Origin of the sequence: Microbacterium galbum, from assembly GCF_032464915.1 — a bacterium.
In the GTDB taxonomy this organism is placed as follows: Bacteria; Actinomycetota; Actinomycetes; order Actinomycetales; family Microbacteriaceae; genus Microbacterium; species Microbacterium galbum.
In genome coordinates this window covers 921702-943343 of sequence record NZ_JAWDIS010000001.1, presented here as the reverse complement: position 1 = coordinate 943343, position 21642 = coordinate 921702, and the positions used below count along the sequence as shown (strand labels likewise).

General features: G+C 71.9%; 15 protein-coding genes. 6 read left to right on the top strand and 9 right to left on the bottom strand.

The genetic code is table 11. The features are described 5' to 3' along the window. Positions 1-80 precede the first annotated feature (80 nt). Positions 81-803: a LysR substrate-binding domain-containing protein gene (locus RWH45_RS04480; protein WP_315993689.1), complete on the bottom strand. Its 723-nt coding sequence runs from the start codon at positions 801-803 to the stop codon at positions 81-83. A gap of 34 nt (positions 804-837) precedes the next feature. Here RWH45_RS04480 and RWH45_RS04475 point away from each other — a divergent pair, with 34 nt between their 5' ends. Continuing rightward, positions 838-1227 (top strand): DUF1304 domain-containing protein, encoded by a 390-nt coding sequence (locus RWH45_RS04475; RefSeq protein WP_315993688.1) that lies wholly within the window; start codon positions 838-840, stop codon positions 1225-1227. Positions 1228-1338: 111 nt separating this feature from the next. Here the strand turns inward: RWH45_RS04475 and RWH45_RS04470 are convergent, their stop codons facing one another. The 5 genes from RWH45_RS04470 to RWH45_RS04450 all read right to left on the bottom strand — a co-directional run bounded on the left by RWH45_RS04470 (position 1339) and on the right by RWH45_RS04450 (position 10328). Next, entirely contained in the window at positions 1339-1746 is a 408-nt protein-coding gene (locus tag RWH45_RS04470) for a transferase (RefSeq protein WP_076673580.1), read from the bottom strand. A 398-nt stretch (positions 1747-2144) separates the two neighbouring features. Continuing rightward, positions 2145-2921: a DNA-formamidopyrimidine glycosylase family protein gene (locus tag RWH45_RS04465; RefSeq protein WP_315993687.1), complete on the bottom strand. Its 777-nt coding sequence runs from the start codon at positions 2919-2921 to the stop codon at positions 2145-2147. Beyond that, on the bottom strand, positions 2914-7605 hold the full coding sequence (locus RWH45_RS04460) for an ATP-dependent helicase (protein WP_315993686.1): 4692 nt from the start codon (positions 7603-7605) through the stop codon (positions 2914-2916). The genes RWH45_RS04465 and RWH45_RS04460 overlap by 8 nt, the downstream gene beginning before the upstream one ends. A 180-nt stretch (positions 7606-7785) precedes the next feature. Continuing rightward, positions 7786-9381: an ABC-F family ATP-binding cassette domain-containing protein gene (locus tag RWH45_RS04455; RefSeq protein ID WP_315993685.1), complete on the bottom strand. Its 1596-nt coding sequence runs from the start codon at positions 9379-9381 to the stop codon at positions 7786-7788. Between the two features lie 278 nt (positions 9382-9659). Then, on the bottom strand, positions 9660-10328 hold the full coding sequence (locus RWH45_RS04450; RefSeq protein ID WP_315993684.1) for an alpha/beta hydrolase: 669 nt from the start codon (positions 10326-10328) through the stop codon (positions 9660-9662). A 162-nt stretch (positions 10329-10490) separates the two neighbouring features. Between RWH45_RS04450 and RWH45_RS04445 the strand changes: the two genes are divergently transcribed. Next, on the top strand, positions 10491-11105 hold the full coding sequence (locus RWH45_RS04445; protein WP_315993683.1) for an NUDIX hydrolase family protein: 615 nt from the start codon (positions 10491-10493) through the stop codon (positions 11103-11105). A gap of 82 nt (positions 11106-11187) precedes the next feature. After that, on the top strand, positions 11188-13110 hold the full coding sequence (locus RWH45_RS04440; RefSeq protein ID WP_315993682.1) for a M3 family metallopeptidase: 1923 nt from the start codon (positions 11188-11190) through the stop codon (positions 13108-13110). An 89-nt stretch (positions 13111-13199) separates the two neighbouring features. Here RWH45_RS04440 and RWH45_RS04435 read toward each other — a convergent pair whose 3' ends face one another. After that, a complete protein-coding gene (locus tag RWH45_RS04435) occupies positions 13200-14267 on the bottom strand; it encodes a threonine aldolase family protein (RefSeq protein ID WP_315993681.1) in 1068 nt (355 codons plus the stop codon). A 101-nt stretch (positions 14268-14368) separates the two neighbouring features. On the opposite strand from RWH45_RS04435, the gene RWH45_RS04430 reads away from it, so the two are divergent. Continuing rightward, positions 14369-17566 (top strand): DEAD/DEAH box helicase, encoded by a 3198-nt coding sequence (locus RWH45_RS04430; protein WP_315993680.1) that lies wholly within the window; start codon positions 14369-14371, stop codon positions 17564-17566. Between the two features lie 114 nt (positions 17567-17680). Here the strand turns inward: RWH45_RS04430 and RWH45_RS04425 are convergent, their stop codons facing one another. Next, the gene (locus tag RWH45_RS04425; RefSeq protein ID WP_315993679.1) at positions 17681-18226 is read right to left on the bottom strand and encodes a TetR-like C-terminal domain-containing protein; all 546 of its coding nucleotides are present in this window, start codon (positions 18224-18226) and stop codon (positions 17681-17683) included. Between the two features lie 57 nt (positions 18227-18283). On the opposite strand from RWH45_RS04425, the gene RWH45_RS04420 reads away from it, so the two are divergent. Together RWH45_RS04420 and RWH45_RS04415 are read left to right on the top strand one after the other, a co-directional pair. Beyond that, entirely contained in the window at positions 18284-19108 is an 825-nt protein-coding gene (locus RWH45_RS04420; protein WP_315993678.1) for an SDR family NAD(P)-dependent oxidoreductase, read from the top strand. A gap of 73 nt (positions 19109-19181) precedes the next feature. Further along, on the top strand, positions 19182-20756 hold the full coding sequence (locus RWH45_RS04415; RefSeq protein WP_315993677.1) for an MFS transporter: 1575 nt from the start codon (positions 19182-19184) through the stop codon (positions 20754-20756). A gap of 2 nt (positions 20757-20758) precedes the next feature. On the opposite strand, the gene RWH45_RS04410 is transcribed toward RWH45_RS04415, so the two are convergent. After that, entirely contained in the window at positions 20759-21481 is a 723-nt protein-coding gene (locus RWH45_RS04410) for an SDR family NAD(P)-dependent oxidoreductase (protein ID WP_315993676.1), read from the bottom strand. Positions 21482-21642 lie beyond the last annotated feature (161 nt).

The following is a 21642-nucleotide window of genomic DNA, read 5'->3' as shown; positions in this document are numbered from 1 at the left end:
TCCGCGGGTGAAACGGATCGCGCACGGGCGACCACACGAGAGGGGCCCCGCCGGTCCAGGCCGGACGGCGATCACGGTCCTCAGCGGGAGGAACGAGCGGTGCGGCCGCGCACGATCCCGACGAAGGTCTCGACGTCGTCGGTGGTGTTCTCGCGCAGCCACGCCAGGGCGACCGTGGAGCGCGGGCCGTCGGCGAGGACGCGGTAGTCGACGTCGCGGCGCTGATGAGCGCGCGCGAGCGACATCGGAACGATCACGACGCCGACGCCCGCGGCCACCGTCGCGATGGCCTCGGCGGTGTCGGCCGGGGGTGCGAACGCCGGGGCCACGGCATCCGGGACCTCCGTGTGCAGCACGTCGTCGGCGGGGACGATCACGATCTCGCCGGCCAGGTCGGCGAGGGTGAGCTCATCGGCTGCGAGGAGGTGCGACTCGGTGGCCGCCACCACCACGGGGAGTTCTTCGTACAGCTCGATGACGTGGACGTCGTCGGATGCCGCGAGGGGAAGCCGCACCAGGGCGGCGTCGACGTCGCCGAGCGCCTCCCGCTGCGCGGCGACGGGGATCTCGCGGAGCTCCAGCGACACATGCGGCAGGCGCTCGCGCCAGACGCCGATCCATTTGCCGGGCGTCGCCCCCGGGACGGCGCCGAGGCGGAATTCGCGCGGCTCGGGGGGAGGCGTCGGCTCGGCGCGGCGCGGGGTCTTCGGCGCGGGGCGCGGCCGTCCCTTCGACGCCGCACGAGCGGGCCCCCCTCGTCGCGATGCGCCGCCGCGACCGCGGGAGCCCGAACCGTTCGCCATGGTCCCAGGCTAGTCGCGCGGCTAACGTGAGGGGATGACCAGCGTCCTGGCACTCGTCTTCGCGGGGCTCGCGGCCCTGCTGCACCTCTACATCTTCGTGCTCGAGAGCGTGCGGTGGACGCGGCCCCGGACGTGGAAGGTGTTCGGCATCGCCGATCAGCGCGCCGCCGAGATCACGAAGCCGATGGCCTACAACCAGGGGTTCTACAATCTGTTCCTCGCGATCGGCGCCGCCGTGGGCGTGGTGCTGTGGATGGTGAACGGCACGGGCGACGTCGCGGGGCGGACGCTGCTGATCTTCTCGCTCGGTTCGATGCTCGCGGCCGCACTCGTGCTCGTCACCTCGGGGCGGAAGTACCTCCGCCCCGCCGCCATCCAGGGGACGCTCCCGCTCCTGGGACTCGTGCTGACGATCCTCGCCTGACCGGCCGGCCACCACACGCCCCCGGCGGCGCGCCGGCATCCCGCCCGGGGAAAACGAAGACCCGCACGCTCCGTGGAGTCGTGCGGGTCGATGAATGCCCCCTCGGCGGGGTCAGGCCGCGAGGCGCAGGCCCCGGCGATCGGTCGCGACGGCTTCGCCGTCATTGATGATCTCGTCGTCACCAATGAGCGACCCCACCGCGATCCGCGCGTTGTGGCCGACCTGGGTGCGGACGCCGATGTGCGCGCCGGCGCCGATGACCGCTCCCGCACAGATGTGCGCGTGCGGTTCGATGCGGGCCTCCGGACCGATGACGGCGTCGGATTCGATCCATGCGCCGCGACCCACTCGAACACCGGCCGCGATCTGAACGCCGGGTTCGACGTAAGCGCCGTTCTCCACGAGCGCCGACGGGTGGACCTTCGCGCCGTGCGCGACGAGTCCGCGACCATTGACGTGCTTGCGGTAACGCAGCGTCTCGCCGTGGTCGTTCTCGATGTCGATGTAGTTCTTTCCCACGATCCCCTCCGGTCGGCCTTCGGGTATGCCGACATGTCTGACAACGGGTGGGGAATGCTCTTCATTCCCTCGAATGGTTCTTCGTCGCCCCTCCCGCTATCGGTTTCCTCGATATCGAGAGATCGTCCGCGGGCCGTCGTCCGGCGTTGTGTTGTCCCCTTGTTCTCGCATGTCGAACCGACAGCTGCGGCCGGGTTGACAGCGGCCTGCGGGAGCGTCGGTTTTCGAGCGGATGCCGTGACGCGGGCGCATGCTGTGGACCCGCCCGGTGCGAGGCGGATCCGCGGGCAGCCGGGCGCGCGACACGGGCGGGAGATCCGGACTGGCGTGGTGCGAGGCGGGCCCGCGGTGCGTCGCCGCGCGTGAGGCGGACTCCCGTGGTGCGGGGCGGGCCGCGGTCAGCCGGGTTGGCAGGTGGGGCACCAGAACACGTTGCGCTCGCTGGTGTCCGTCGCCCCCAGGGTCGTGGCGCGGATCGGGGTCCCGCAGCGCCGGCAGGGCGCGCCCTCTCGCCCGTAGACCCAGAAGCGGCGACCGGGCCTGCTGTCGCCGGTGAACGTGCGCTCCGGGCGCGGCAGATTCGCTCGGATCATGCGCTCGCCGAGGGCGATCGTGGCGCGGGCGTCGATCTGCGTCGCGGGGGTCGTGGGGGCGATTCCCCGCACGAAGAGGAGCTCGTTGGCGTAGACGTTGCCGAAGCCCGCCACGTTGCGCTGATCGAGCAGGGCGACATGGGCGGCCCTGTCGTCGACCGCGACCCGTCGCACCGCCTCCGCCTCGTCCCAGTCGTCCGCGAGCAGGTCGGGGCCCAGGTGCCCGATCACGGTGTGCTCGTCGGCGGTGCGCAGCACCTCGACCATGGCGAGGTCGAAGCCGACGGCATCCACGCCCTCGACCCCGACGATCGCGCGGGCCTTGAACGCGGGGCGTCGCCATCGCTCGCCGGGACGGTAGAGGTCCCAGCGGCCCTCCATCTTGAGGTGCGAGTGCAGGGTGTACCCGCCGATGCGGTGGAGCAGATGCTTGCCGCGGGCCGCGACCTCGTGAACGGTCTCGCCGCGCAGGTCGGCGGTGGCGCTGCCGGGCACGCGGATGTCGAAGCGCGTGACGACCGTGCCCGCCAGAGCGGCGTTGAGCTTCGCGGCGGCGCGGTAGACGGTATCGCCCTCAGGCACGGGCGGCCTCTCGCAGGGTGTCGCCCGCGGTGAGCTTGCGCAGCGTCAGGCCCTTCGGCGACTCCACGAACCCCGCCTCGCGGAGGGCGCGCCCGACGGCCGTGCCGTAGACGAACTCGCCGTTCACCTGTTCCACCGTCAGCGTGTCGAGCCGCCTCTTCCGCGCCGTCTCCGCGAGATGGCGGGCAGCGGCCTGTAGCGACGCCTCGTCATCGGTGAAGGCCAGGGCGCTGCGCCCCCCGCGCTCGAGGTACAGCGTCAGCTCGCCGTCGACGAGCACGACCAGCCCTCCGGCCTTCCGTCCGGGCCGGTGCGTGACCCCTTCGATCGCGGGCCAGCCGAGCGCGGCGCCGTAGGGGTTGGCGGGGTCGGTCGCCGCGAGCGTGACGGTCCGCAGCGGTGGGGGATCGGCGACCGCGGCGAACTCGCGCAGGCGGTCGACGGTCGCGGATGCCGCGAATTGCGCGGCGCCCAGCTTTTCGATGACGTAGCCGCGTCGGCAGTGCCCGGCCTCCTCGAACCCGGCGAGGATGCGGTAGACCTGTGCGAACCCGCCCGGCACCCCCTCCGACTGGACGGCGCCGCGGGTGACGACGCCGTATCGGTCGAGAAGGAGGCTCGCGGTCGCGGTCGCGCGCGCCGCGGGATCCGGTTCGCGCTCGGGCAGGAGCGACCAGCGTCCGCCGAGCGAGGGCGGACGCGGAGCCGAGGTCGCGCGGGGCATGGCCGCGCCGCGGTACATCCGGGCTCGCGGAGCCCGCCGTGCGACGCGGTGCGACTGCCCTCCGCCACTGAGCAGGGTGCGCACGGGAGCGAAGGTGTCGTTCGTCACGCGCCCCGCCCAGGTGAGCGCCCACAGGGCGTCGTTGACGGACTGCTCGTTCTCGGCGCCGGCCAGCTGCTTCAGCTGCGCCGCGAAGTACGCTCCGCCCCCGGTGAGCGCCGCGAGCAGCCGCGCCTCGAGCGAGTCGGGGGCGGGGTGGTCGGCGTCATCCGGATCTTGCAGGGTGAAGGGCGCAGCCTCCGCTGGATGCAGGGCGATCCACCCGTCGCGGCCCGGCAGGGTGCCGTGGCCCGACCAGACGACCTCTCCTGTGGCGGTCAGCTCGTCGAGCAGGGCGGGGGTGTAGTCGGCGACGCGCGAGGGGAGCACGAGCGACTCCCACGCGCTCGCGGGGATGGGAACCCCCGCCAGCTGCTCGACGACGGCCAGGACGCCGTCGATGCCCTCGAGCGGTCGACCGAGGTGCTGCCACACGGGCAGGAACCGCGCATAGGCGGCGGGCGGCACGGGCTCGACGCTGCCCCGGATCGCGGCGAGGGAGCGCATGCGCAGCCGCCGCAGCACCTCGACGTCGCACCACTCGGTGTCGTCGCCGCGCGACCCGCCGCCGGTCCCTGAGCCCGTCGAAGGGTCCGGGAGGAAGAACCCGCTCGACAGGCGCCCCTGCGATTCGAGGCGCTGCAGAGTGAGACGCGCGACCGCGACACCCACTCCGAGGCGCTCGGCCACGGCATCCGTCGTGAACGGGGCGTGCGTGCGGGCGTAGCGGGCCACGAGGTCGCCGAGCGGATCGGCGAGCGGTTCGAGGAAGGCGTTCGGGATGCCGACGGGCAGCGCCGCGCCCAGCGCGTCGCGCAGACGGCCGGCGTCTTCGATGCCCGCCACGCGCGCGACACCGGCGATCGTCACGCGGATGGCGCGACGATCGTCGACGAGCGTCGCGAGGTGCTGTTCCGCCTCGGCGACGGCGTCCCCCTCACTGTCGAGACGGGCCGCCACCTCGGCCGCGTCGAGGGGGCCCAGGATGCGCAGCAGGTCGGCGACCCCCTCCACTCCCCGAGCGCGTCGGTCGGGGTCGAGGCGTTGCGCTTCGCGCTCGAACTGCGCGATCACCTCGGGGTCGAGCAGCTCGCGCATCTCGACCTTGCCCAGCAGCTCGCTCAGCAGGGCCGGATCGACCGAGAGTGCGGCGGCTCGACGCTCGGCCAGGGGGGAGTCGCCCTCGTACATGAAGGCGCCCACGTAGCCGAACAGCAGATCGCGGGCGTACGGCGAGGGCTGCGAGGTCGTGATCTCGACGAGGCGGATCCTCCGCTCGCCGATCTGCCGGGTGAGGCGCAACAGGGCGGGCAGGTCGTAGACGTCTTGGAGGACTTCGCGCAGCGTCTCGAGGATGATCGGGAAGCTGGGATGCCGCTTCGCCACCTCGAGCAGCTGAGCGGAGCGCTGCCGCTGCTGCCAGAGGGGGGAGCGGCGATTGGGGTTGAGCCGGGGGAGCAGCAGGGCACGAGCGGCGCATTCGCGGAACCGCGAGGCGAACAGCGCCGAGCCGCCGACCTCGTCGGTCACGATCTGCTCGAGCTCGTCGGGCTCGAAGACGAAGAGGTCGGCGCCGGGCGGTTCGGCCGCGGCATCCGGAACGCGCGCGATGATGCCGTCGTCGCTCGCCACAGCGGCGCCCTCGACGCCGAGCCGTTCGCGGATACGCGCGTTGACGGCCAGGGCCCAGGGCGAGTGCACCTGCATGCCGTACGGGGAATGGAGGATGATGCGCCAGTCGCCGACCTCGTCGCGGCTGCGCTCGACCGTGAGCGTCTTGTCGGTGGGAAGGCTCCCCGTGGCCTCGCGCTGCTCGGCCAGGTAGGCGAGGAGGTTGGTGATGGCGTTGTCGTCGAGTCCGGATTCGCGCAGCCGCTCCTCGGCCTTGGCGCGGTCGACTCCGGCGATGTCTCGCGAGAACTTTCCCAGCGCCTCGCCGAGTTCGGCGGGGCGCCCGATGCCGTCACCGTGCCAGAACGGGAGCTTTCCGGGTTGTCCGAACGCCGGGACGACGTTCACGCGGTCGTGGGTGATCTCCACGATGCGCCAACTGGTCGTGCCGAGGGTGAACACGTCGTTGACCCGCGATTCGTAGACCATCTCTTCGTCGAGCTCGCCCACGCGGGCGTTCTGCGATTCTCCGGCGACGAAGACGCCGAACAGGCCACGGTCGGGGATGGTGCCGCCGCTGGTCACGGCGACGCGCTGGGCGCCCGGGCGCCCCGTCAGCGTTCCGGCATCGCGGTCCCACACCAACCGGGGACGCAGCTCGGCGAACTCGTCGGAGGGGTAGCGGCCGGCGAGGAGGTCGAGCGTCGCCTCGTAGGCCGACCGGGGGAGGGACCGGAACGGTGCGCTGCGCTTGACCGCGTCGAACCATTCCTCGACGTCGATCGATCCCAGGGCCGATGCGGCGACGGTCTGCTGCGCGAGGATGTCGAGCGGGTTCTGGGGCACGGAGATGGCCTCGATGCGCCCGCCCAGCATGCGTTCCGTGACCACGGCCGTGTGCAGCACGTCGCTGCGGTGCTTCGGGAAGAGGGCGGCGCGGCTCACCTCGCCGACCTGGTGGCCCGCGCGCCCGACGCGCTGGAGCCCGGATGCCGCGCTCGGCGGCGACTCGACCTGGATGACGAGGTCGACCGAGCCCATGTCGATCCCGAGCTCGAGACTGCTCGTGGCCACCACGCAGCGCAATGCGCCCGACTTGAGCTCGTCTTCGACCTGGGCCCGCTGTTCCTTCGAGACCGAACCGTGGTGAGCCTTCGCGAGGATCGCGGACACCCCGGCGGACGAACCCGCCTGCGCCATCTGGACCGCCGGCACGGTCGGCTCGGGCACGTCGATGCCCTGGCGCTCGGCGTAGATCTCGTTCAGTCGTCCGGTCAGCCTCTCGGCGAGCCGACGGGAGTTCGCGAACACGATGGTCGATCGCCGCTCCAGGATGCGATCGACGATGGCCTCCTCGACGTGGGGCCAGACCGACCCCGCCATCTCGGTGCTCTCGGGGCGCTCGGAGAACCACTCGCCCTCGCCGGCGTCGTCGGGCGCAGGGGATCCCGGCGGCGGAGGCGGGTTCAGCATGTCGTCGACGGGCACGACGACCGAGAGGTCGAAGGCCTTCGTGGCCTTCGGCGCCACGATGTCGACGGGCTGCGCTCCGCCGAGGAACCGCGCCACCTCGTCGATCGGCCGCACCGTGGCCGACAGACCGATGCGCTGGGCGGGCGCATCGAGGAGGGCGTCGAGACGCTCGAGGCTCACCGCGAGATGCGCGCCACGCTTGGTGGCGGCGACCGCGTGCACCTCGTCGATGATGACCGTGTGCACGCCGCGCAGGGTCTCGGCCGCCTGGCTCGTGAGCATCAGGTAGAGCGACTCGGGGGTGGTGATGAGGATGTCGGGCGGATCGGTGACGAGCTTTCGGCGGTCGCTCGAGCTGGTGTCGCCCGATCGCACGCCCACGCTCACGGCCGGGACGTCGATGCCGAGCCGTCGTGCCGACTGGCCGATGCCGACCAGGGGAGAGCGGAGGTTGCGCTCCACGTCGACGCCCAGCGCCTTCAGGGGAGAGATGTACAGGACGCGGGTGTTCGTCGCCGGGGTCTTGGCGGCGGTCTTCCTGCCCCGGCGCGCGGGCGCGGCATCCGCAGCCTCGGGGGCCTTCTCGCGGAAGATCCGGTCGATCGCGAAAAGGAAGGCCGAGAGGGTCTTGCCCGAACCGGTCGGGGCGACGACGAGCGCATTGCGACCGGACGACACGGATTCCCACGCGCCCTTCTGCGCGTTGGTGGGCGCGGAGAAGGCGCCCCGGAACCAGTCCTGCGTCGCAGGACCGAATTTCTCGAGCACGTCGGCCATGCCGACATCCTCTCCCGGACCTCCGACATCGGCTCGGGCTTGACGTTCGCTGGTCGCGGAACAGCGGCATCTCGTCACACCGAGCCGTGAGAGCGGACGAGGAGCGAGACCGTCCGGGATCGGGCGCGGGGGCGGGAGATCTCGGAACAGGCGCGCGGCCTCGGCGCCCAGCCGCCCGCCTCATGGCGCGTTCTCGGACAGGCGCCCGTCGTCCACCCGCAGCCGGAGGTCGAGGCCGAGGCGCGCGAGGAACGCGTCGTCGTGGCTGACCACGAGGACGGCGCCCCGGTAGGCCTGGAGCGCCGCAACGAGCTGATCGACCGTGTCGAGGTCGAGATTGTTGGTCGGCTCATCGAGCACGAGCAGCTGCGGCGGGGGATCCGCGAGGAGCAGCCGCGCGAGCGCGACGCGGAAGCGCTCGCCGCCGGACAGCGACCCCACGGGTCGACCGACGGCATCCCCGCGCACGAGGAACCGTGCCAGTCGATCGCGCACGAGCGCCACCGGAACGCGCGGCGCCGCCGCGCACACGGTGTCGAGGACGGATGCCGCGTCGTCCAGGCCGTCGAGACGCTGCGGCAGATAGCCGATGTGCTCGACGCTCGCTCGCGCGCGGATCGGCCCTGCGGTGTCTACTTCGCCCACGAGGCTCTCCAGCAGCGTCGTCTTGCCGATGCCGTTGCGACCCACCAGGGCGACGCGCTCGCGACCCGTGACGATCCACTCGCGTTCGCCGTCGCCGAGGGACAGGATCCGTCTCCCGGCCGCGTTGCCCGGATCGGGCAGGTCGATGCGCACCACGTCGTCATCGCGCACCCGGGCCGACGCTTCGCTCAGCGCCGCGCGCGCGGCATCCTCCTTGCCCGTCATCTCCGTGCTCAGCCGCCCGGCGCTCACCTGCGCCGCGTTCGCCCGTCCTCCCGCGATGATCTTGGGGACGCGCTTCTCGACCTGCGCCTTGTGCGCGACGCGCGATCGGGTGGCGAGCTTGTCGTACGACTCGATGCGCTGGCGACGCTCGCGGCGCAGGGACTGGGCCGCGTCGCGCTCGGCGCGCACGGCGGCCTCCTGTTCCGCGTCGCGCTGCGCACGCCACGCGCTGTAGGGGCCGCCGACGACGCTCAGGGTGCGGCCGTAGAGCTCGGCCGTGGCATCCATGCGCTCGAGCAGGCCGACGTCGTGACTGACGACGATCAGCGTGACGGGCCAGCTCTCGACGAGCTCGCTCACGCGCGCCCGGGCGTCGCGGTCGAGGTCGTTGGTCGGTTCGTCGAGGAGCGTGATGTCGGCCGCGCGGGCGCGGAGCCCGACGAGCGCGGTGAGCATCGTCTCCCCTCCCGAGAGCTCCCCGACCGTGCGGTCCAGGGCATCGGATGCCAGACCTGCCTCGGCGAGCAGGGTGTGGGCGCGGGCCTCGACATCCCAGTCGTCGCCGACCGCGTCGAAGTGGTGCGGTGCCACGTCGCCCGACTCGATGGCGCGAAGGGCGGTGAGCGCCGTCTCGACGCCGAGGAGTGCCGAGACGGGCCGGTGCGGATCCGCCGCCGGACGCTGCGGGAGCATGACGACGTCACCGGATGCCGAGACCGTGCCGGACGTGGGGGTGAGGTGCCCCGCGGCCACGCGCAGGAGCGTGGACTTGCCGGCTCCGTTTCGGCCGACGAGACCGGTGCGCCCCCGGCCGAGGGCGCCGGAGACCTCGTCGAGGGCGACGGTTCCGTCGGGCCACACGAGGCGGACGCGGTCGAGAACGAGAGAAGGGGAGAGAGCTGACATGACGGGACTCCGGGGACGCGGGATGCGCGGACACCGGACCCGTCCGCGTCAGCGGAGGGCGGCCGAGAAAACGGCGGGTCGACGGGTCAGCGCGCGGATAGGGGCGCGGAAGCGTCGACGTTCTTCACCGGAGGAGACCTCGTTCTCGGGGACAGGAATATCCACCGTAACCGCAGACCGGTCGTGGGGGAACCCCCGGCCGCATCGAGGGAGGGCGCCACGACATCCGTGAGCGTGGGCACGGCCGCCGGTGCGCGAGGTCGCACCGGCGTCACGGCTCACCCGGTGCTCGACGGCGACGCGAGCGCGAGTCGCGCGTCGAGGAACGCCCGTACGTCGTCGAGCTCGTCGTGCGAGATCGAGTGGGTGAGACCCGGGTAGACACGGCCGCTGAGCTCGCTGTGGACGGGGAGCCACTGCGCCGTCGCGTCGACGAGGGCCGCGGGGATGACGTCGTCCGCCGCTCCGCGTCCCCAGAACACCGGGGGTCGACGCGCGGCGAGGACGGCGTCTCCCGGGAGCTCCCCGCCCGCGGCGTACCCCGCGAGGACGACTGCGAAGGAGACGGCGTCGGGATCGGCGCGCAGCGTCTGCAGGGCCACCGCGCCGCCCTGCGAGAACCCGAGAAGGCCCACGGGCGCCTCGCCCACGGCATCCCGGACCCAGGCGAGCACCGCGCGCGCGGCCAGGGTGACGGCGTCGGGGTCGCGACCGTCGAGGCCCTCGATCGGGTACCACGACGCGCCCGGCATGGGCCACGGCGGCGCGAGGGGCGCCCGCACGCTCGCGACCACGAACCGTTCGGGCAGGTACGGCGCGAGACCGAACAGGTCGTGCTCGTCGGAGCCGTAGCCGTGGAGCAGGAGGAGCACCGGCCGGTCGCCGCGCTCGCTCGGGGGGACGGACCACCGCACGACGGACGGGTCGAGGGAGGGATGCGCACTCATGCCGCCATTGTGGCAAAGGCCTCCGACACGGCGGCATGCGCGAGGGGTGGCGCGGGCGAGGACCCGGGAGCCGTCGCGCGCGGACCGCACCGGCGGATCGCCCGGCGACCGCGCCGGCATCGGAAACGCGGCATCCGGAGCAGACGTTGATATACAGGGAGCATGCCCGTGCGCACCCCCGACCCCGAACCCGGCGACAACGGCGACGAGCGCGAACCGCTCTCCGCCTCGTTCTCAGGCGCGCAGGGAGGTCCCCACCCCAATCCGGGCTGGCTGAGCGAGGTCGAGCTCGCGGAGGCGCGTCGACGCCTGCCGATGCTCTACGTCGAGGCGCTCCCGGTGCGCACCGACGGCATGGGCGCGGTGACGCAGGTCGGTATCCTGCTGCGGGCGACGCCGCTCGGCGAGATGACCCGCACGTTGGTGTCGGGCCGCGTGCGCTACGGCGAGACGGTGCGCGACGCGCTCTTCCGCCACCTCGAGAACGACCTCGGACCGATGGCGTTCCCCCTGCTGCCTCCGCAGCCCACCCCGTTCACGGTGGCGGAGTACTTCCCGCTCCCGGGCGTGAGCGCCTTCCACGACGACCGGCAGCACGCCGTGTCCCTCGCGTACGTCGTGCCCGTCACCGGCACGTGCGAACCGCGCCAGGACGCGCTCGAGGTCACGTGGCTGTCGCCGCAGGAGGCGGCATCCGACGCGCTCTCCGACGAGATGGAGGGCGGTCGCGGCACGCTCATCCGGCTCGCGCTGGCCTCGGTGGGCGCCCTGCGCTGACCTTTCCTCCCCAGCGGCGGGTCGCCCGGAGGTTCTCCACCGCCCATTGCCCGGCGTCGGAGGCTCTGCCTAGGGTCGAAGGATGCCGGATTCTCCCCTGGAACCCCTGACCCTGCCCCGCGACCTCGACGGCTGGCGCGCCTTCGCCCATGAGCGCCCGCGCACTCTTCTCGATCGGGTGGCCGAGATCGACGCGCGACTCGTCGCCGAGGCCGAAATGACGCTGCGGGAGCGTCTCGCGCTCTGGAACGAGGCGGATCTCGCGCTCGCCGAGGCCGCGGCGCCCTCCCACCTCCTCAGCGAGTCGCACCCCGATGCCGGTGTCCGCGACGCCGCCGAGAAGCAGGCGCAGGCCGTGGATGCCGTGCAGTCGCGCCGCCTCCTCGATCGCGGGCTGTGGAGCGTCTTCGCCGAGGCCGACCCCGACGGGCTCGACGCCGACGAGCAGCGCTTCCTCGAGCACGTGCGGCGCGACTTCCGTCGCGGGGGCGTCGACCTCGCGGATGCCGACCGAGAGCGCGTGCGGGAGCTGACCGATCGCGACACCGAGCTATCGCTGACGTTCTCGCGCAACATCCGCGAAGGCCGTCGCGAGATCAAGGTCCCGGCGTCGGCGCTCGACGGCCTGCCCGACGACTTCCTCGCGGAGCACCCCGCCGACGACGAGGGGATGGTCACGCTCACCACCGAGTACACCGATCTCATGCCCGTGCGCGAGTATGCGCGCGACCGGTCAGTGCGCCACGCGCTGGTGGGCGCGTACAACGACCTCGCGTGGCCCGGTAACGAGCCCGTGTTGGCCGAGCTGCTCGCCGTCCGTGCCGAGCGGGCCCGGATGCTCGGATACGGCGACTGGGCCGATTACGAGACCGAGACGCGCATGATCGGCTCGAGCGCCGCGGTCGCCGCGTTCCTCGAACGGGTCGCGGAGGCGGCGGCCCCGGCGGCGACCGCCGAGTACGAGCGCGTCCTCGCCCGCCTGCGCCGCGACGACCCCGCCGCCGACGCCGTCACGATCGCGGACTTCTGGTACGTCCTCAGCGCGCTCAAGCGCGAGGAGTACGACGTCGACGCGCAGCTGGTGCGATCGTACTTCCGCTTCGACCGCGTGCTCGACGGGGTGCTCGCCACCACCGGGCGCCTGCTCGACGTGGAGTACGTGCCCGTCGAGGCTCCCTCGTGGCACGACGACGTGCGCACGTACGACGTCGTCCGCGCGGGCGAGCGACTCGGTCGCATCCACCTCGATCTCCACCCCCGCGAGGGCAAGTACAACCACGCCGCATGCTTCGGACTCGCCTCCGGCATCGCGGGACGCGCGCTGCCGGAATCGGTCCTGCTGTGCAACTTCTCGCGCGGACTGCTCGAGCACGACGAGGTCGTGACCTTCTTCCATGAATTCGGTCATCTCGTGCACGACATCCTCGGCGGCCACCAGAAATGGGCGCGGTGGACGGGGGTCGCCACCGAGTGGGACTTCGTCGAGGCGCCCAGCCAGCTGCTCGAGGAATGGGCGTGGGACGCCGAGGCGCTCGCCGCCTTCGCCGTGAACGACCAGGGCGACTCCATCCCCGCCGACCTCGTCGCGCGCATGCGCACGGCCGACGCCTTCGGGCGCGGTCTCGAGGTGACCAGGCAGCTCGGGCACGCGACGACCTCGTACCGCCTGCACGTCGATCGGCCCGCCGACCTGCAGTCCGCGGTCGACGGCTACTACCGCGCCGCGAGTCCGGTGACCCCGCTCGACGGCTCGCACTCGTATGCCGGGTTCGGTCACCTGACGGGCTACGGGGCCTGCTATTACACCTACCAGTGGAGCCTCGTCATCGCGCGCGATCTGCTGTCGGCGTTCGGCGACGACCTCTTCGACGTCGACACGGCGACGCGTTACCGTCGCGAGATCCTCGAGCCCGGCGGCACGCGCGACGCGCGTGAGCTCGTGGAGGCCTTCCTCGGACGCGAGAGCACGTTCGACGCCTACCGCGACTGGCTCGCGGGGGCCTGAGACGACGAGGGCCGCGGCATCGGCGATCCGGATGCCGCGGCCCTCGCTCTCGCGTCGTTCCCGCCCGCGACGGGTGTCGATGCGTCAGATCACGCGGCCGTCTCGCGCGCGATCGCGGCGACGAAGGCGTCGATGTCGTCTTCGGTCGTGTCGAAGGAGCACATCCAGCGCACCTCGCGGCGCATCTCGTCCCAGTCGTAGAACCGGAAGCTCGCGCGCAGGCGATCGGCCACTCCGACCGGCAGGGTCGCGAACACGCCGTTGGCCTGCGTGGGCTGCGTGAATTCGACGCCCTGGATCGAGCCGTCGGCGAGACCCGCCTCGACGCCCGCGCGCAGGCGCTGCGCCATCGCGTTGGAGTGCCGGGCGTTGCGCAGCCACAGGTCGCCGTCGAGAAGGGCGACGAGCTGAGCCGAGACGAAGCGCATCTTGCTCGAGAGCTGCATGTCGAGCTTTCGGAGGTACGTCAGACCGGTCGAGGCTTCGGGGTCGAGCACGACGATGGCCTCGCCGATCATGGCGCCGTTCTTCGTTCCGCCAAAGCTCAGCACGTCGACCCCCGCGTCACGGGTGAAGGCGCGCAGCGGCACGTCGAGGGCGGCGGCGGCGTTCGCGATGCGCGCGCCGTCCATGTGCAGCCGCATGCCGTGCCCGTGCGCGTGCGCCGCGAGCTCGCGGATCTCGTCGACGCTGTAGAGGGTGCCCAGCTCGGTCGACTGCGTGATCGAGACCACCAGCGGCTGTGCGCGGTGCTCATCACCCCAGCCCCAGGCCTCGCGGTCGACGAGCTCGGGTGTGAGCTTGCCGTCGTCGGTGGGGACCGTGAGCAGCTTGATGCCGCCCACGCGCTCGGGTGCTCCGCCTTCGTCGACGTTGATGTGCGCGGTGGATGCCGAGATCACGGCGCCCCAGCGGGGGAGCATCGACTGCAGCCCGACGACGTTGGCGCCCGTGCCGTTGAAGACGGGGTACGCCTCGACGCCGTCGCCCAGCAGCGAGACGAACAGCTCCTGCAGGCGCGCGGTGTAGACGTCTTCGCCGTACGCGACCTGGTGGCCTTCGTTGGCCGTCGCGATCGCGGCGAGCACGTCGGGGTGGATGCCGGAATAGTTGTCGGACGCGAAGCCGCGCACCGACGTGTCGTGGAGGGAAGTCACCCCTCCAGCGTAACTTTTCCCGGCTCCTCCCCAGGGGGGATCGCTCCACGGATATCCGCACACCGCGTCGGGGTGTCGGCGGTCCCGACCACAATGGAGGCATGCGGTTGGACCCCGAAGCACTCAGCATCGCCGGCGAGATGTTCTCGGCATCCGCGATGATGCGCGCCGACCGCCTGCTCGTCTACGGTTCGGTCGAGGTGGGCGACGCCCGATCCGTCAGCGGCGTGCTGGTCGTCACGGCGCAGTCCTTCGGGGCGTCGGGGCACGAACACCTCGAGCTCCGCGTCCCCGACGATCTGTCCCGCCTGTCGGGCTGGTGCTCGTGCGGGCGCGGCCCCGAGTGCGAGCACTCGTGCGCGGCGGCTCTCGTGCTGTTCGACCGCCTCATCTCGGCGGGGCGCCCGCCCCGCGCCGAGTGGCAGCGCTCGCTCGACGAACTGTTCGCCGCCGCCCCGGTCGTCAACGACGAGGCCCCTTTCGATCTCTGCCTGTTCCTCTCCATCCGTCGCGGCGGCGGGCGCGGACACGGAACGGCGCTCACCCTCAGCGCGCGGCCGGGGGTCCGGGGCTCCCGCGGCACGTGGATCAAGGGCCGGGCCGGCTGGTCGGCCCTGGCGGCCCTTCCAGCTGATCCGCGGGCACGCGCCGCGCTCGACAGCCTGGGGCGATTGGGGCGCTTCAGCGCCGGCGCGTACCTCTCCGACGAGTGGATGCCGCTCTCCGCGGTCCCGCCCCACTCGCTGTGGCTGCAGTTGGAGGCGGTCGTCGCCGCCGGGGTCCCGCTCGTGTCGGGTGCCGGTGTCCATCACCCGGTCCGCGTCGTCGACGAGCCCGTGACCGCGGCGGTGTCGCTCGACCGCCGCGGCTCCACCCTGCACGTGCGCGGGACGGTGGAGGGCGTCGACGTCGAGACGGCCGCCCTGCCCTCCTGGGTGGTGGGCGACCCCGCCGTGGCCGTGGCCTTCGTCGCCGACCGCGACGGCGACGACGAGCGGATCACGCTCGCGCGGCTGGCGACACCCGCGTCGGGACCGGTCCGCGGGCTGCTCGCCCGATCGAGTGCGCTCACGGTCGACGAGCGCGGATCCGAGACCTTCCTGCACGACTACCTCCCGCGGCTGCAGCTCGACGCGCCGGTGGTGTCGCCGCGGGGCACGGTCGAGGTTCCTCCGGCGCCGCGCCCCGTGCTCGAGGTGACCGTCGAGCATCTCGAGGGGTCCACGTCGCTCGCGACGCGGTGGGACCGCTCATCGACGCAGGGCCGTCGGCACGACGAGCACGAGGGCGCCGTGTGGCGCGCGGTCTCCGCCCTCGCCGATGAACTTCGGATCGACATGCCCGCGCCCTTCACGACGGGGACCGCGCCGGCCCGCGCGATGGCGCCCGCGACGGCGGCCGTGTTCGCCGGCGAGATGCTGCCGCAGCTGAGGGCCCTCGCGTCCGTCCGCGTGGAGGTGCGCGGCGACGACCCCGAGTACCGCGCATCGGCCCAGGCTCCCGTGGTGCAGCTCAGCACCGGCCCCGACGACGGCAGCGACTGGTTCGACCTGAACGCCCGGGTGACCGTGGGCGACGTCGAGGTCGACTTCACCGCCCTCTACACCGCCCTGGCGCTCGGCGACCGGGTTCTCTTCCTGGGCGACGGGGAGTACGTCCGGCTCGACAGTCCGGAATTCGATCGCCTCCGGTCCGTCATCGACGAGGCCCGGACCCTCGCCGATCGGCCGGGCGACGAGCTGACGATCAACCGCTACAACGTCGGGCTGTGGGACGACCTGTCCGAGCTCGGCATGCTCGCCGTCCACGAAGCCGAGTGGTGGCTGCGCGTGCGGGGGCTGACCGACGAGGCGTCCCTCACCCGGATCGAGCCCCCGGAGGGCCTGCGGGCGACCCTCCGCGACTACCAGCGCTCGGGCCTCGACTGGCTCCACTTCCTGCGCACCCAGGGGCTCGGCGGCATCCTCGCCGACGACATGGGACTGGGCAAGACAGTGCAGTCGATCGCGATGATGGAAGCGGCGCGTGCCGACGACCCGACGCTTCCGCCCTTCCTGATCGTCGCGCCGACGAGCGTCGTGGGCAACTGGGCACGGGAGTGCGCGACCTTCGCGCCCGACCTCGAGGTCCGAACGATCGCCGCCACACGGGCGCGGCGTGCGAACAGCATCGCCGAGGCCGCGGCCGGGGCGCACGTCGTCGTCACCAGCTACGCCCTGTTCCGTCTCGAGCAGGAGCAGTACGCCGAGGTCGCCTGGTCGGGACTCGTGCTCGACGAGGCGCAGCAGATCAAGAACCCGTCGTCTCGCGGATACCGGGCGGCCCGGGCCCTCGCGGTGCCCTTCACGCTCGTCATCACCGGCACGCCGATGGAGAACAACCTCCTCGAGCTGTGGGCGCTCATGTCGCTCGTGGCGCCGGGACTGCTCGGAACCCGCGAGTCCTTCACCGAGCTGTACCGCACGCCCATCGAGAAGGGCGCCGATGCCGAACGGCTCGATCTCCTGCGCCGACGTATCCGGCCGTTCCTGCTCCGGCGGACCAAAGATCTCGTCGCCGCCGAACTCCCGCCCAAGCAGGAGACCATCATCGAGGTGGCCCTTCACCCCGCGCACCGCAAGCTCTACGATCGGCGGTTCCACCGCGAGCGTCAGCGTCTGCTGGGGCTGCTCGACGACGACGCCGAGGGCAACCGGTTCGCGATCTTCCGCTCCCTCACGATGCTGCGGCAGCTGGCGCTCGACCCCGCGCTCGTCGACGAGGGCGACGCGCCCTCGGCGAAGCTCGACGCGCTCGAAGACCTGCTGGTCGAGGCGGAGGCGGAGGGGCATCGCGTGCTCGTGCTGAGCCAGTTCACGCGGTTCCTTCGAGCGGCTCGCCAGCGCTGCACCGACGCGGGCCTGGCATCCGGGTATCTCGACGGCACCACAATCAACCGTCAAGCCGAGATCGACCGGTTCCGTGACGGTGATGACCCGGCGTTCTTCGTCTCGCTCAAGGCCGGCGGGGTGGGGCTCAACCTGGTGGAGGCCGACTACGTCGTGCTGCTCGACCCGTGGTGGAATCCCGCCGTCGAGGAGCAGGCGATCGACCGCGCCCACCGCATCGGGCAGACCCGACCCGTCATCGTGTACCGGTTGGTCTCCTCCGACACCGTCGAAGAGAAGGTCGTGGCACTTCGGGAGGCGAAGTCCGAGCTCTTCTCCCGCGTGCTCGACGGGGGCGCCGACGACGGCGACGTCAGCTTCGCCGGGGGACCGCGTCTGACGGCCGACGACATCCGGAGCCTCCTCGACTGAGCCGCACGCAGGGCGCCGCTCGATCGCGGAGCCCGTTCGGCGTCGCGACCTCGGGGTGGTCCGTCCGACGGTGCGATCGCGAGCGATCCTCCGGCGGTCGCGGAAAGCCGTCGCTCAGTTCGCCGTCGCTCGCACCGTCCGGGTGACGTGGCGTGCGATCCATTCCCGGCTGAACGGCTGAGAGCGCAGGAGCCAGCGGTGCAGGAGGGGGCCCACGAAGAGCTCGGCGCACTCCTCGGGATCGACGGCGCCGGCATCCCGGAAGCGCCGCGCGATCGCCGCCATCTGCGGAGCCAGGAGCAGGGCGCGGTACTGGGCGGCCACCTCGGCGTCGATCTGCACCTCCGCGGTGACCGCGCGCAGGAGAGGCTCCGTCTCCGCTCCCGTGAGTTCGGAGACCATTCCGGATGCCAGGGTGACCAGGTCGGCGCTCAGATCGCCGGTGTCCGGGACGACGACATCTCCGTCAGGACCCTCGCTGCGAGCGAGGAGGGCGTCGAACACGATCGCGCCGGTCGTCGGCCACGACCGGTACAGGGTCTGCTTGCTGACCCCCGCACGCGCGGCGACTCCTTCCATGCTCAGCGACCCCACCCGACCCTCGCGGAGGAGGCCGAGGACGGCGTCGTGCACGCGTTTGCGGGTCGCCGATCTCGCCATGCGGCCATCGTATGCGAGAAACGAGACGGTCCGTCCATTTTCGCGTACGGTGACGCTATGACCTCTTCGAAGACGTGGATGATCACCGGCGCGAGCAGCGGCCTGGGGCGGGCGCTGGTCGCCCGCGTCCTGGCGGCCGGTCACACCGTCGTCGCGACGGTTCGACCGGGGAAGGAACTCCCCACCCACGACAGGCTCACGGTCCTTCCGCTGGACGTCCGCGATCGGGGGGCGGCGCGCGCCGCGGTCGAGACGGCCGCCGCGAGTGGGGGAGGGCTGGACGTCCTGGTGAACAACGCCGGGTACGGCCTGATCGGCGCGGTCGAGGAGGTATCCGAGGACGAGGTTCGCGCAGTCGTCGAGACCGACATGCTCGGGCCGCTGTGGCTCAGTCAGGCAGTGGTTCCCCTGATGCGAGCGCGGGGATCGGGGCGCATCGTGCAGATCTCCACGGTGGGCGGTGTCGGCGTGATGCCCCTTCTCGGCCTCTACAACGCCTCCAAGTGGGGATTCGAGGCGTTCAGCGAGGCGCTGGCCGCCGAGGTGCGAGGATTCGGCGTGCGCGTGTCCATCATCCAACCGGGTGCCCTCGACACCGACTGGGCGGGCTCGAACATGCGCTTCGCGCAGGCTCTCCCCGTCTACGACGACCTCCGCACGCGGCTGTTCGGTCGAGCCGAGATCCCCTGGCCGGCGTCATCCGAACCGACCGGTGGAACGCGACCGGAGGATGCCGCGGAGCAGATCTTCGCGCACGTGTGCGACGACGGCGATGAGCGTCTGCGCGTGCTGATCGGCGAGGACGCACCGGTTCAGGTCCGCGCGGCTCTCGACGCACGTCTCGCAGACTACGCCCGCGACCCCCGCTTCCCGACCGTGTGAGCGGTTGACACGGCGCCGGACCGGGTGGCGAACGGGTCTGGCCGATGTCGGAGGGCGGGTCTAGCGTGTGCTCATGTCCGCTCCGCAGCCTCCCGAAGCCCTGGTGGCCGGCGCCGTCGAGGGTGGGCAGCGCACGTTCCTGGCCGTCCTGATCAACACCGCCGCCGCCAACGTCACGACGAGTTTCCTCTGGTTCGCGCTCACGTTCTGGGTCTACCTCGAGACCCGTTCGGTGCTGGCGACGGGCATCGTGGGTGGCGCCTACATGCTGCTGCTCGCGATCTTCGCGATGGTCTTCGGCTCCCTGGTGGACCGGCATCGAAAGCATCGCGTCATGGTCTTCTCCGGCGTGGTGACGCTGGGAGCCTTCCTCCTCGCGGGCGCGCTCTGGATGGCCTTCCCGGAGGCGGCGCTGCTCGATCTCGGCGGACCGTGGTTCTGGCTGTTCTCCGGGATCATCCTGGGCGGCGCGGTCATCGAGAACCTCCGCAACATCGCGCTCTCGACCACCGTCACCCTCCTCGTGCCGGTCGAGCGTCACGCGAACGCGAACGGCCTCGTCGGCACGGTCCAGGGTCTCGCGTTCGTCGTGACGAGTGTCTTCAGCGGGCTCTCGGTCGGATTCCTCGGCATGGGGTGGACGCTGGCGATCGCCGTGGGGCTCACCATCGTGGCGCTCGTGCACCTCCTCACGATCCGCATCCCCGAACCTCGTCCGGCGGCGGGCGTCGAACGGGGTCCTCTCGTCGACCTGGGCGGAGCCGTGCGAGCGGTCCGAGCCGCACCGGGGCTGTTCGCCCTCATCGTCTTCTCGACGTTCAACAATCTCATCGGCGGCGTCTACATGGCGCTCATGGACCCCTACGGTCTCGAGCTGTTCCGCATCGAGATCGACGGCCGTGTCTACGACGCCGAAGTGTGGGGCGTCGTCCTCGCGGTGACCGCGACCGGTTTCATCATCGGCGGAGGGCTCGTCGCGAAGTTCGGACTCGGCAAGAACCCGATCCGCACCATGCTGTGGATCGTCATCGCCATGGGCGCGCTCGGAGCGGTGTTCACGCTCCGCGACTGGTGGTGGCTCTACGCGATCGGTATCTGGGTGTACATGGCGCTAATCCCTCCCGTCGAGGCGGCGGAGCAGACCGTCATCCAGAAGGTCGTGCCGTTCACCACCCAGGGCCGTGTCTTCGGCTTCGCCGCGGCATTCGAGTCGGCGGCCGCCCCGATCACCTCGTTCCTCATCGCCCCGATCGCCCAGTTCGTGGTCATCCCCTACATGGAAGGAGCGGACGGACGCGCCACGTGGGGATGGCTGCTCGGCGACGGACAATCGCGCGGCATCGCACTCGTCTTCGTGATGGCGGGTCTCGTCATGGTCGTGGTCGGCGTACTCGCCTTCTCCACGCGGTCGTATCGCGTCCTGTCGGCGCAGTACCGATCGGCCGCTGTCACCGGCGATGTCGATGCCGCGCCCGCCGCATCCGATGACGGGGATGCCGTCGGTGACGGGGCCGTCGTCCCTGTCACGGCGTCTGCGGCGGCGGCGGTTCCCGATGGGTCGCGCCGTGACGACGCCGCGACACCCGGCGCCTCAGACCGAGAGTCGACGGAACGCGGGGCCGCGCGCGATCCCCATCCCGGAGGCTGACCTCAGGCGCCCGCCCCGACCTCGATCACGACGTCGTTGAACGCGTCCGCCGTGTCGTCCCACAGGGCGACGAAGGCGGCGGCCAGGGCCTCCTCGAGACCGTCCAGGCTCTTCACGCGGAAGATGACGGCCGCCGCGGAGATCGCGCGTTCCGCGTCGCGGGCGTTCTTCGCGAATCCCTGGGCGACCGCACGCGTCCACGCCTCGCTCGCAGCCTTGACGGCCGCGTAGTTCGCGCCGCCGGCGAGAGGGCGGGCGACCGAGGTCGACGACACGATGGCGAGACGGCCGGCGGGCGAGGCCCGCAGGTCCTCGTCGAAGGCGCGGCTGACGGCCCGGAGCGCTGTGAGCGAGCGGAGCAGGAACGCGAAGTCCTCGTCACTCTGACCGGCCAGCCCGCCGCCGCCACGCCATCCCCCGACGAGGTGGAGGACGCCGTCCACGTCGCCGTGCGCGGCGTGCACGCGCTCGCGCAGCGCGGACACGGCATCCGCGTCGGTGAGGTCGCACAGCTCCGCGTGGGCACCGGGCGCGTCCGCCGCGGCCTCGGTCAGACGCGTCGCGTCGGAGCCCACGATCACCACCCGCGCGCCCGCCTCGAGCAGCGCGCGCGCCGCGGCGCGGCCCACCGCGCTCGTCCCGCCCGCGAGGAGGACGAGGCGCCCCCGCACCAGCTCCTGTGCCTGCTCCGGCGTCGGCGTCTCCGTCTGCGTCACGTCGCTCATGCGTCCTCCGTCATGCTCGGCCGGTCACGTTCCCTCGAGTGTCCTCGTCACAAGCCGCGCGCGCGAGTGCCCCGCGGCTCGTGCCAGGGGCCGCGACCCTGTCCAGTGTCCAAGACACGCCGCTCCTCGCGGCCCAACGCGGCGTGTCCTGGACACTCGAA